Annotated in this window: 11 protein-coding genes; 5 read left to right on the top strand and 6 right to left on the bottom strand. The window is 65.4% G+C overall.

Annotated features, from left to right (window positions below; all coding sequences use genetic code 11):
* Positions 1 to 38 precede the first annotated feature (38 nt).
* A complete protein-coding gene (locus VN706_14515; GenBank protein HXT16849.1) occupies positions 39 to 1,046 on the bottom strand; it encodes a hypothetical protein in 1,008 nt (335 codons plus the stop codon).
* Positions 1,047 to 1,186: 140 nt separating this feature from the next.
* Here VN706_14515 and VN706_14520 point away from each other — a divergent pair, with 140 nt between their 5' ends.
* A complete protein-coding gene (locus VN706_14520) occupies positions 1,187 to 2,386 on the top strand; it encodes a M28 family peptidase (protein ID HXT16850.1) in 1,200 nt (399 codons plus the stop codon).
* A complete protein-coding gene (locus tag VN706_14525) occupies positions 2,383 to 3,270 on the top strand; it encodes a hypothetical protein (GenBank protein HXT16851.1) in 888 nt (295 codons plus the stop codon). Before VN706_14520 ends, VN706_14525 begins: the two co-directional genes overlap by 4 nt.
* Here the strand turns inward: VN706_14525 and VN706_14530 are convergent.
* Positions 3,257 to 4,258, bottom strand: a complete 1,002-nt coding sequence (locus VN706_14530) for an MBL fold metallo-hydrolase (GenBank protein HXT16852.1) — start codon at positions 4,256 to 4,258, stop codon at positions 3,257 to 3,259. The two genes, VN706_14525 and VN706_14530, sit on opposite strands and share 14 nt — an antisense overlap.
* A 76-nt stretch (positions 4,259 to 4,334) precedes the next feature.
* Here VN706_14530 and VN706_14535 point away from each other — a divergent pair, with 76 nt between their 5' ends.
* From VN706_14535 to VN706_14545, 3 genes are read left to right on the top strand one after another with little or no spacing between them, the layout of a single operon-like run.
* Positions 4,335 to 4,640: a hypothetical protein gene (locus tag VN706_14535; protein ID HXT16853.1), complete on the top strand. Its 306-nt coding sequence runs from the start codon at positions 4,335 to 4,337 to the stop codon at positions 4,638 to 4,640.
* 6 nt (positions 4,641 to 4,646) lie between these two features.
* Positions 4,647 to 5,303 carry an NAD(P)H-binding protein gene (locus VN706_14540; GenBank protein ID HXT16854.1) on the top strand — a complete coding sequence of 219 codons (657 nt, stop codon included), beginning with the start codon at positions 4,647 to 4,649 and terminating at the stop codon, positions 5,301 to 5,303.
* Positions 5,300 to 5,971 carry a hypothetical protein gene (locus VN706_14545; GenBank protein ID HXT16855.1) on the top strand — a complete coding sequence of 224 codons (672 nt, stop codon included), beginning with the start codon at positions 5,300 to 5,302 and terminating at the stop codon, positions 5,969 to 5,971. The genes VN706_14540 and VN706_14545 overlap by 4 nt, the downstream gene beginning before the upstream one ends.
* A gap of 18 nt (positions 5,972 to 5,989) precedes the next feature.
* On the opposite strand, the gene VN706_14550 is transcribed toward VN706_14545, so the two are convergent.
* The 4 genes from VN706_14550 to VN706_14565 all read right to left on the bottom strand — a co-directional run.
* Complete coding sequence (locus tag VN706_14550; GenBank protein ID HXT16856.1) at positions 5,990 to 7,639, bottom strand: D-aminoacylase; 1,650 nt, start codon at positions 7,637 to 7,639, stop codon at positions 5,990 to 5,992.
* Positions 7,640 to 7,696: 57 nt separating this feature from the next.
* Positions 7,697 to 10,129, bottom strand: a complete 2,433-nt coding sequence (locus VN706_14555) for an ABC transporter permease (GenBank protein HXT16857.1) — start codon at positions 10,127 to 10,129, stop codon at positions 7,697 to 7,699.
* A 206-nt stretch (positions 10,130 to 10,335) separates the two neighbouring features.
* Positions 10,336 to 10,962 carry a hypothetical protein gene (locus tag VN706_14560; protein HXT16858.1) on the bottom strand — a complete coding sequence of 209 codons (627 nt, stop codon included), beginning with the start codon at positions 10,960 to 10,962 and terminating at the stop codon, positions 10,336 to 10,338.
* A 414-nt stretch (positions 10,963 to 11,376) separates the two neighbouring features.
* Positions 11,377 to 11,728: FAD/NAD(P)-binding oxidoreductase (locus VN706_14565; GenBank protein HXT16859.1), on the bottom strand; the 352-nt coding region annotated here is incomplete at its 5' end.

Here is an 11,728-nt window from a genome sequence, read left to right on the forward strand (position 1 = left end):
CGAACGCCGGTTAGCGAACGCCGGTTAGCGAACGCTGATCAGCGAACGCTGATCAGTGGCAGAATGCGGCGGCTGCCGCCGTTGTCAGAGATGTTGATCAACCCGACCTGCGCACCGTGAAGCTCGTGCGCGTAATTCCAGAGTCCGATCGTCAGGCCGTGCTGCGCGCCGCGCACGTCGTTCACCGCGGCGAGCGCGCCACCATCGAACCGGCCATGCTCGGCGATCTTGAAATACGCGATGCTGAGCGCGATCGCGTGCACGCGCTCGCCACCCACGCCGAATCCGCCGATGGCGACGCCGTGAATCTCCGGCGCGCCCACGCCGACGCCACCGATGGCGAGACCCGTCAACGTCCCGCCCGCGCCCACACCGATGCCGCCGACACTGATGCCCGTGACGTTGCCGCCGGAGCCGACGCCAATCCCACCGATGCCAATGCCGGTGAGCGAGCCACCGCCACCGACTCCAACGCCGCCGATCGCCAGCCCCTTGATGTTGCCGCCGCCTCCGGCTCCGATGCCGCCGATGCTGATACCGGTCATGTCGGCGGCCCCGCCGACGCCAATCCCGCCGATCTGAATTCCTTTGAGCGAGCCGCCCGCCCCGACACCGATCCCGCCGATGCTGATGCCCGTGACGGAGCCGCCGCCACCGACACCGATTCCTCCGAGCATGATACCGACCATGTCACCGCCGGCGCCGAGTCCTACACCGGCTACGCCAATCCCGTGAAACGACCGGCTTGCGCCAACGCCAACGATGCCGGCGCCGATGCCCGTGATGTCCGCGGCACCGGTCGCCGGCAGGCCGATCGCGACGCCGTTCACCGCGCCGGTGGCAGGTTCGTACGGCGTCCAGACGGTGATGTCGACGCCGTTGACGCGTTCCAGATGGCGATCGCGGAAGTTGATGCGCACGCCGTTGACGACGGGCTTGTCGCCGATCGCGACGCCCGTGTTGTTGGCGGTGAGATCGATGACTTGCGCGCTCACCGACACGGGAAGAAGGAAAGCCGCGGCAGCTACCAGTTTGCGATGTCGCATGAAAAGTTTGAATGGGAGTGGGATATTCCATCCACTGATACGTCTGATACGTCGGTGAGTCCGCGAGGTTTCGTGAGTGGACGACCCCGGTCACGCGTTCGCCGTCACGGACTATCTTGATGATTCCCTCAACAGCTGCGATGAAGCGTTTCCATTTTCCGACTCGTGTCGGCTGTGTCGTTTTGCTCACGTTGGCCGCGTGCGCTCGAACCGGCACACTCTCACCATCCGGCACGTCCGCCGCGATCACGGCCAATGATCTGCGGCTGCGCCTTACCGCGTTTGCGCACGATAGCATGATGGGCCGCGAAGCCGGAACGATCTGGGACTACAAGGCCGCCGCGTGGGTCGCGTCGCAATTCCGCACACTGGGACTCCGACCGGCGGGCGACAGCGGGGGCTGGTTTCAAACGGTTCCGAACGTTCGCGTGCGCGACACGTCGGTCGAGCGCGCCCCGGCGCGCAACGTCATCGCGATCGTTCCCGGCACGGACCCGGCGCTTCGCAACGAATACGTCGCGATCAGCGCGCACAACGACCACATCGGGTTTCGCCACGTCGCAATCGATCACGACTCGCTCCGCGCCTTCAACACCGTCGTCCGCCCACTGGGCGCCGATAGTCCGCCGCGCGCGGCGACGCCCGAAGAAGCGATTCGCATTCGCCACATTCTCGATTCGCTGCGTGCGATACGGCCGCCGCGCCCGGACTCGGTCTACAACGGCGCGGATGACGACGGCAGCGGAACGATCGCGCTGATCGAGATCGCCGAGGCGTTCGCGCGCGGGAAAGAAAAGCCGCGACGTTCGATTCTTCTCATCTCACACACGGCGGAAGAGGAGGGGCTCATCGGTTCCGCGTGGTACACCGACCATGCGACGGTGCCGATCGATTCGATTGTGGCCGAGATCGACGTCGACATGATCGGACGCGGCGCGGCGACCGATATAAAGGCCGGCGGTCCCACCTACCTCGAGGTCGTGGGATTGCGCCGCCTGTCGCAGGAGTATGGTGACTGGATCGAAGCCGTGAACGCCAAGGAGCCGCTGCCGTTCGTGTTCGACTATGAGTACGACGCGCCGGGCCATCCCGATCAGTATTACTGTCGCGCCGATCATTACAGCTACGCGCGCTACGGAGTGCCAAGCGTCTCGTTGTCGCGTGGGAGTCACATGGACTACCACCAGCTCACCGACGAGCCGCAGTACATCGACTATCCGGACTACGCGCGTCTGACGCGGATGGTGTTCGACGCGGCGCTGTACGTCGCGAACGCGGATCATCGGCCGCGACTGTCGGTGCCGAAGCCGGTGAATCCGCACGTGCCTTGCCGGCAGTGACGAACCCGACGATGCGTCCGCGCATCGCCCTCGCGACGTACGATCGCGCGCCCCGGCTGGCGCCAGACGACCAGCTGTTACTGCCGGCGCTGGCGGCGGCGGGGATCGACGCCGAGCCGGCGGTGTGGTCCGACGACGCGGTTGCCTGGGAAACCTTCGACGGCGTCGTCGTCCGTTCGTGCTGGGATTATCATTTACATATTCAAGAATTCAAATCATGGCTCGCGCGGCTCGACGCCGGACGCGTGCCGGCCTGGAACAGCATCGCCACGATCGAATGGAACGCCGACAAGCGGTACTTGCTCGATCTCGCCCGGCGCGGCGTCGTCACCATTCCAACGATGATCGTCGCGCGCGGCGACGCCGGCGCGGTCGAGGCGACCGCCAAGGCCGAGGGGTGGTCGCGGTTCGTGCTCAAGCCTACCGTGTCGGCGAGCGGCCATGAAACGCACGCGCTCGAACTGCCGCTCAACGACGAGGCACGTCACGCCATCGCGCGCACCCTCGCGCTCGGCGACGCGTTGGTGCAGCCCTTCGCACCAGAAGTGCCGCGCGACGGCGAGCTCTCGTTCACGTTCATCGACGGCCGCCTGAGTCACGCAACGATCAAGCGCGCCGCGGGGAATGAGTTCCGCGTGCAAACGGAACACGGCGGCAGCGTCGATCCCACCGATCCACCGCGCGAGATCGCCGAGCAGGCGACGCACGTCCTGGCGGCGCTCTCCGACGTCCCGCTCTACGCGCGCGTCGACGGAATCGCGCGCGGCGGGCAGTTTCTGTTGATGGAGCTCGAGCTCATCGAACCGAACCTGTTCTTCGGGTTCGCCCCGGGATCGGCTGAACGGTTCGCCGCGGCGCTCGCCGAACGGATCAGAAGCGTCTAGTCTCGCCGTGCGCGAGCGTCCAGTTCTTGTCGGCCGGCAAGCCCCGCGCGTTCCAGAGCTCTGAAAACAGCCGCGGCGGTTCGAGCACCGGTTCGTCGGTGAGTCGAAAGGTGCCCCAGTGAAGCGCGAGACATGCCGGCGTGGTCGAAGCAGCGCCGGCGATATGCTCGTATGCCTGGATCGCATCGTCCGGATTCATGTGGACCGCGCGCATGAACCAGCGCGGCTCGTACGCGCCGATCGGCAGCATCACGACGTCGAACGGACCGAGCGCGCCGATGGCGTCGAACTCGGGATGCAACGCAGTATCCCCCGCGAAGTAGACGCGGCATCCGCCCACGTCGATCGTCCAGCCACACCATAACGTCTCGTTGCGATCGCCGAGTCCGCGCGCGCTGAAATGTTGCGCGGGCGTGCACACCGCGCGGTACATCGGTGTTTCCACGGATTGCCACCAATCGCGCTCGACGAGGTGACGAACGCCGAACGAACGGAGAAGCGGTCCGACGCGGAGTGGGCACAGCCACGCCGCGTTCGGAAATCGGTTCGCGATACGCTTCACCGTGTGTGCGTCGAGGTGGTCGTAGTGGTTGTGTGACTGCAGTACGACGTCGATATCGGGCAGGTCTTCAAAGCGCAGACCGGGCGACATCAAGCGGCGCGGACCTGCCCACTGTACAGGAGACGCCCGATCGCTCCACACCGGATCCGTGAGAATGTTGACGCCGCCGATTTGCAGCAGCACGGTGGAATGTCCGATCCACGTCGCCGCGCGATGGTCCCGGGCCGCGCGCGGCGCGACGATCGCCGGCGTGCGTCGCGGCAACCCATTGCGCGGCGGATCCGGCTCGATGGCTTTGCGGCGTCGATCGACCAGCCGCCACTTCAAAAAATCCTTGAAGCCGTGCAGCTCACCGCCCGGCCACGGATTCACGAATCCGCCGGGGCGATGGTGGGAGCCAGCTGCGGTGTTATCGTAGTCGGTCACGATTCATTTCAAGGGTGGCGGCGACAACGTATCCCTGTATCGTAAAGCTGAAGGCAACCCTTCATCGGAGCACCCAATGGGAGCAGCGGCCGCCATCGTCCTGCGGAGGCAGCGCGATATCGTGTACATGTATCTCGGCGCCGGCGCCACGTCGCCGGCGGACGCGCGCGCGCCGGGCGATCTCGGTGTGGAATCGAATCGCATCTTTCGCGGCCTGGTGAATCGCGCGGTGCTTCGCGACGCGGGGAACGGGCGCTACTATCTCGATGAAGCGAGTTGGAAGGCGTTGAATCGCGGGCGGCGTCGCGCCGTGTTGATTGTCGTCTTGCTCGCGGCTCTCGTCACGCTGCTTGTCTCGTTGAACGTCATCGCGAAACGCTAGCCGGCGATGAAGACTGCCGGCCGTTCCGTCTTGCTGCTCGGCGCGACCGGCTTGGTCGGTCGCGAATGTCTCCGCCAACTCGACGCCGACGATAGTGTCGCGGGCATCACCGTGCTGGCGCGCCGGCCGCTGGACCTTCCGTCACCAAAAACGCGCGTCGTCGTCGTGGATTTCGACGCGCTCGCGACGCGCTCGGATCTGTTTGCCGTCGACCAGATCTTCTGCGCGCTGGGTACCACGATCAAACAAGCCGGCTCGCAAGCGGCGTTTCGCCGGGTCGATTTCGACTACCCGAAGCGGGCGGCGATGCTCGGGGTCGAAGAGGGCGCGCGACATTTTCTCCTCGTGAGCGCGCTTGGCGCGTCACCCAAGTCGCGCATCTTCTACAATCGAGTGAAGGGTGATCTCGAGGACGCGTTGCGGACGATGCCGTATCGCAGCGTTACCATCGTGCGTCCGTCCCTGCTGCTTGGCGACCGCCACCCGCCGCGGTTTGGCGAGGAGCTCGCCAAACGCTTCGGTTGGCTCGCGCCGGGGCGATACAAACCGGTTCAGGCGAGCGACGTCGCGCGCGTGCTCGTGAACGCCGCTCGCGACGACGCGCCCGGACTGAACATCATCGAATCGGAAGACATTAGACTTTTATCATCAGGTGCAACGTGACGGATTCACTCGAGCAGGAAACGCCCCGCCGCGGATTTCTCGGTCAGGTCGCGGTGTCGGCGTTGGCGCTCGCGGCCGCTGCGTGTCGCGGTCCCGCGGCGGCAGTCGAGAGCGCGACGACGGTACCGACTCCTGGTCCGCGCGGCGCGGCGCCATCGAACTGGGACGACTCGTGGACGACGCGACTCAAAGCAAAGCATCGCGCGGTGTTCGATTCGCCCGAGATCGACGACGGATTGGCGCTGAATCATACCACGGGATACGTCCGCGCGATGCACGACGCGCTCGGATCCGACGATGCGCAAACAGTGCTCGTCCTCCGGCATCACGGCGTCCCGCTCGCGTTCAACGACGCGATGTGGGCGAAGTACGCGATCGGTGAAGACAAGAAGGTCAGGGATCGATCGGGCGATTGGGCCACCCACAACCCGCATGCCGGTACGATCGCCGCGCAACTGCTCGCGAAGGGACATATCGTCCTGGCGTGCGACCTGGCGACGCGGAATTATGCCGGCCAGATCTCGCGTCGTCTGGCTGGAGCGACCACGGCGGCGGTGTATCAGGAGCTGAAGGCGAATCTCATTCCGGGCGTCATCCTGCAGCCGACCGGCGTGTACGCGGCGCACCGCGCGCAGGAAGTCGGCTGCACCTATATCCGCTCGACCTGACTCGAGCGGCGGCGGTGATCAGCTCGCGCGCAGCGCCTTGCCCGTGTGCCGGCCACCGCGTTCTCCGTCACGCAGCGCAATGACACCGTTGACGATGACGGTGTTGATTCCCGTCGGATACTGGAACGGATCCGCATACGTGGCGGTGTCCTGAACCGTCGCGGGGTCGAACACGACGACATCGGCCGCCATGCGGGGCGCCAGTCGTCCGCGGTCGGCGAGATGAATGCGCGACGCCGGTAGCGCCGTCATCTTGTTGATCGCCTGCGGCAGCGTGAGGGTTTTCCGCTCGCACACGTAGCGCGCGAGAATCCGGGGAAACGTGCCGAGTCCGCGTGGGTGCGGGTGACCGCGCCGCGTGGGACCGTCAACCGCGAACGCGCCGCCGTCGCTGCACACCATGCCGTACCTGTGCGCGAGAATGCGGTCGAGATTGTCCTCGCTCATCGCGAAGCCGACCATGCCCACGTCGGCGTGGCTATGCTGTAGCAGCACCATCGCCATCGTATACGGATCGATTCCCTGCGCCGCGGCGTACTTGCCAAGCTGCTGCCCTTCAGCCGCGCGATCGTCTGGGTTGGCAACGTTGGCGATCATGACGTTGTCCCAGCCGCCGATCAGCTCGACCTTCGCCAGTGCCTCACGCCGAATGCGATCAGCCGTCGGCGGATCGATCAACCGCTTCAAGAACGCGTCAGTGCTTCCGTCGCGGCTCCAAACGGGGAACAGGTTCGTCAGTCCGGTTTGGTAGGCGACATACGGATAGCGGTCGAACGCGGCGTCGCACCCGCCGGCGCGCGCTTGCGCGATGCGATCGAACGCGCCATCGAGCTTGCTCCAGTTGCGCGGGCCCTGCGTCTTGAGATGAGAGATCTGTAATGGACAGCCCGCGCCACGCGCGACGGCGATCGCCTCGTCGATCGCCTCGAGGAGTTGATCGTCTTCGTTGCGCATGTGCGTCGCGTACGGCAGACGTCGTGCGGCGAGCGGCTTGCACAGCTCAACGAGCTCATCGCGCGGCGCGAACGCGCCCGGCGTGTATTCCAGGCCCGACGACGCGCCACATGCGCCGTCGGCGATCGCCTGAACCACCATTTCCTTCATGCGCGCCAGCTCGTTCGGCGTCGCCTTGCGGTTGTCGCCGCCGATCACGACGTCGCGCACGGTGCCGAGTCCGATCATCGACGCGACGTTCACCGAAGGTTGAAGCTGGGCGAGCGCCTTCCACAGATCGGTGAATCGCCCGTACTGGCGGCGTGCATCGTCGATGGATTCCGCGCCCATGCGCAGCGGAACGCGCGACGACCCATCCTGGCCGACGACGATGGTCGTGATGCCCTGACGGATCAGCGACTCGGAGCGCGGATCATCCCACAGCGATCCGTCGCCGTGCGAATGGATGTCGATGAAGCCGGGCGCAACAGCGAGGCCGCGCGCGTCGATCTCCGTGGCGCCATGTTCCGGCGATCGCGTCGCGACGGACACGATGCGTCCGCCGGTGATGACGACGTCGGCCTCACGCCCCGTCGCCCCGGTGCCGTCGAAGACCATTCCGTTCCGAACGACGATGTCGGCGTCGGCGCGCGACCGAAGCAACAGCGAGGGTGCGCCCGCCAGCATCGCGGCGGTGCTGGCGGATTCTCGCAGGAAGTCACGGCGTGTCGGCATGGGCTAACAATGCGTCGCCGAATTGCCTTCGGCCAGGCAGGGCCATGCCGCCCCGAGCTACTCGTCTCGCAGCGCTACGACCGGATCGACGCGCGTGGCGCGCATCGCCGGCACCAACGTCGCCAACAGCGCGATCGCCGCCAGCAGCACGGAGACGATGGCGTACGTCGCCGGATCCGTCGCGCCGACGCCAAACAGCTGCGACGACAGCAGGCGTGTGAGCGCCAATGCGCCAACCAAACCAATCGCGACTCCAGCCGCGGCGAGGATCATTCCCTGACCGACAACGAGTGCAAGCACGCGTGACCGCGCGGCGCCCAGCGCCATGCGAATGCCCAGCTCGCGCGTGCGTTGCGTGACGGAGTAGCTCATGACGCCGTAAATGCCGATCGACGCGAGCAGGACCGCGATCGCGGAGAAGACACCGAGCAGGAACATCGACAGCCGCCGTTGTCCGACCGACTGCTCGACGAGCTTGTCCATCGTGTTCACCTGCGACAATGGCAGATTGCGATCGACCGAATGCACTGCTTCGCGCGCGGCCGGCAGCATGGCCAGCGGATTGCCGGTCGTGCGCACGACCACGGTCATTCCGCGAATACCGGCCTGCGTCGTCGGGAAGTAGTACTGAATGCGCGGCTCCGCGTCGAGCCCTTCGTGCGCCGCGTGCCCAACGACACCCACAATGGTGATCCACGTCGAGTCGGTCTTGCCCCGCGCCGCGCCAAAGGTGATGCGCTTACCGATCGGATCGGTGTTCGCGAAATACTTCTTCGCGAAGACTTGATCGATGATCGCGACCTGCGGTCCGCCCTGCACGTCCTGCGGTCCGAACATCCGGCCCCGCACGAGCGGAATGCGCATCGCCTCGAAGAACCTCGGCGACACGACGCGAATGTCGCCCCACGGCCCATTCTGTCCCGGCGGCACGACGAGGTTCTCGATCTCGAAGCTCGCTGTCGACCAGCCGCCGCCGAAGGGAATGACCGACGTGACCCCCGCGGCGCTGACGCCGCTCAACCCATTCAGCCGCTCCGTAATCTGGCTGACCAGCTGAATCTCGGACGTATCGCTCGGGTATTTCACCGGCGGCAGATTCAGATTGAACAGCAGCAGGTTGCGCGCGTCGAAGCCGGGGCTCACGCTCTGCAGTCGTGCCACGCTCTTGATCAGCAAGCCCGCGCCCACCAACAGCGTGAGCGACAGCGCGACTTCAGCGATCACGAGTCCGCGCCGAAGCGTGCGGCCGGCGAAGTCGGCGGCGCCGCTGCGGCTACCGTCCTTTAGCGTTTCCTGAAGATTCGTCGTCGAGGACTGGAGCGCCGGCGCGAGGCCGAACAGCAGGCCGGTCGCGATCGAGACGAGCAGCGTGAAGACCATCACGTTGGCGTCGATGCCCATCTCGGACGCGCGCGGCAGCTGCGGGAAAATCGCGACGAGCGACTTCACGCCCCATTGCGCCAACGCCAATCCGAGCACGCCGCCGACGATCGCGAGCATCACGCTCTCGGTCAGCAACTGCCGAATGAGCGACGCGCGGTCGGCGCCGAGCGCCGATCGGATCGCGATCTCCTTGATGCGAATGGCCGCCCGCGCCAACAACAGATTCGCCACGTTCGCGCATGCGATCAGGAGGACGAAGCCCACGGCGCCGAGCAGCACGAGCAGCCCCGTGCGCGCGCTGCCGCTCGACAGATCGTCGAGCGTGCGCACCTTGAGCGTCCACTTGGGCGAGAACGAATTCGCGTTCGCCCTCTTGAGATTCTCCGCGAACAACGTCATCTCGGCCCGCGCCTGGTCGAGCGTCACGCTGGGCTCGAGCCGGGCGACGGAATTCAAATATTCATTCGTGTATCCGCCGCTGAGCTGCGCCTGCGTCAACGCCAGCGGCACGAACAGATCCGATTTCCGCCCGTAGAACGCGTAAAAGCTCGGCGGCATCACGCCGATGATCTGATAACTCTCCCCATTGAGCTCGATCGTCTTGCCGACCGCCGACGGACTGTTCGCGAAGAGTCGCGTCCACAGGCCGTAGCTCAACACGACGACGTGCTCCTTGCCGGGTTGATCGTCGTCGCGCGAGATGGCGCGCCCGACGATCGGACTCACGCCGAGGACGTGAAACCAGTCGCCCGACACACGTGAGCCGGGGACGCGCTCCGGATCGCCGGTGCCGGTGAGGTTCGCGCCGAATTGCGTCTCGACGGCGAATGATTCGAAGCTTTTCGTCTGATCGCGATAGTCGTGAAAGCCGTGCGCCGACACCGGCGCTTCCATGTTGTTGAGCGATGGATAGAAGTGCTCGACGGAGACCAGCCGCTCCGGCGCGCGGTATGGGAGCGGTCGAAGCAGCACGGTGTTGACGACGCTGAAGATCGCGGTGTTCGCGCCGATACCGAGTGCCAGCGTGAGTACGACGATGATCGTGAAGGCGGGACTCCTTCGCAGACGGCGGAAGCTGTAGCTGATGTCGCGAAGCAGGGCGTCCATCGACACTCCACGTGTGGGAACGAGAGGGGACCAGCGGGAGGTTGAAATTTCACCACCGCGCAGTTGGACAGCGCCCGATATCAAATGGTTCAGCCCTGGGACGAAAAGAAGACGGCGCCGCCCGGACGAATCCGAGCGACGCCGCCGATCCCGCCCCCACGACGGGAATTACTACCGAGCTCTTACCACCGCCGTACCGAAAAAGTTCACGGGAAGCGGCCGCCCATCGGACGGCCACCGCCGGGGAATCCGCCAGGCCGCGTGTAGATCTGGCCGCCGCCGATCGGGTGACCGACCGGGTGCGCCCGAGGATGCGGATCGCAGTGGTCGTCATCGCCGATGCCGCCGCGAATGATGCCGCCGAAGATGCCGCCCAGAATTCCACCCGAACCAGCCGAGCCGGGGTTGGACGCGGGAATCGTTGCAGCCGTTGGATAGTTAGCCGTCGGCATGGGCGCCGGCCTCGCGAGCGGCGGTGCATCCGGCGTTGGGGTTTCCGAAGGCGAGGGCGACGAAGCCGCCACGACGACCTGCGGAATGTCCGTCTTGATCTCGGCCGCTTCGACGGGCGTGGCCGAAGCCTTCACCGTCGGATGCTCGGTGCGAATGACCTTCGGCCCATCCGGCGCCTTCTTCGTGCGCAGCGCCAGCTCCTGCTTGCTCTCGGGCGACACTTCATCCGGATTGATCCGGAGATTTTGCGTCGTCGATGCGAGCTGGAGGTCGCGCTTGAGATCGGCGTTCATCGCCGTCGATGCCGGCGATTTGGATTTGCCGCACGCCATCGCGACGACTGCCGTCGATGCCAAGGTCAGAGAGATGAGCTTACGCACGTTACGCCTCCTGGGCGGTGGACCACGCACCCCCCGCGCGTGGCTCCCGATTGGGGAAAATGGCACGCCACGGGCCATGTGTTAAGCCTTGATCTGTGCGGTTAATCACAATTTGTGTCCCGTCCCGGAGACATGGTGTCCGAGAATCGGGACGATCTGCGTCTTCGAGCAACAACCTACCACGGAAAAATTCGGACGGACACGGAACGGCACGGAGACGGCGTTAACCGTTTGTAACTGCGTTTGATGTGAGCTCTTTAGAAAACCTTCAGGACGCTTCTAATTCGAAGCATCCTGAGGGTTTTCCTAAATGGCCTCGCAACCGCCGTTGACTGCAGTTCCGCCGTCTCCGTGCCTGTCCGCTCTTGTCCGACGTTCGTCCGTGGTCGCTTTGGCTTACGCCAGTACGCTGCATCACACTGATCTCTCCATCCGGATCTCCTCACGGAGACTTTCTTCGTCACGGAACAGCGTCGCCAGCGCCAACAGCTTGCCGCCGCGCTCGAAGCGCACCGACACGTCGTGCTTCGCCGCATCCCCGTCGACCGCCGCGTTGTCCCATTTTTCCGCGTGGCCGATGTAGTTGATGCTCACGTCGTAGTGCGCGCTCCAGAAGAAGGGCACGTGATCGAACCGCTCGCGTGCGCCAAGAACGTTGCGCGCCGCCGTTTGTCCCTGCCGCTGCGCCACCACCCAATGCTCCACGCGAATGCGTTCGCCGGTGTGCGGGTCCGGCCACCGTGCGATGTCGCCGACCGCGTACACG

It is taken from the genome of Gemmatimonadaceae bacterium (assembly GCA_035606695.1).
Taxonomy (GTDB): domain Bacteria; phylum Gemmatimonadota; class Gemmatimonadetes; order Gemmatimonadales; family Gemmatimonadaceae; genus JAQBQB01.

Bases quoted from the DNA above. Each gene is read 5' to 3' on its own strand.
- VN706_14515 (HXT16849.1), bottom strand. From the start codon at position 1,046: ATGCGACATCGCAAACTGGTAGCTGCCGCGGCTTTCCTTCTTCCCGTG.
- VN706_14520 (HXT16850.1), top strand. From the start codon at position 1,187: ATGAAGCGTTTCCATTTTCCGACTCGTGTCGGCTGTGTCGTTTTGCTC.
- VN706_14535 (HXT16853.1), top strand. From the start codon at position 4,335: ATGGGAGCAGCGGCCGCCATCGTCCTGCGGAGGCAGCGCGATATCGTG.
- VN706_14540 (HXT16854.1), top strand. From the start codon at position 4,647: ATGAAGACTGCCGGCCGTTCCGTCTTGCTGCTCGGCGCGACCGGCTTG.
- VN706_14550 (HXT16856.1), bottom strand. From the start codon at position 7,639: ATGCCGACACGCCGTGACTTCCTGCGAGAATCCGCCAGCACCGCCGCG.
- VN706_14555 (HXT16857.1), bottom strand. From the start codon at position 10,129: ATGGACGCCCTGCTTCGCGACATCAGCTACAGCTTCCGCCGTCTGCGA.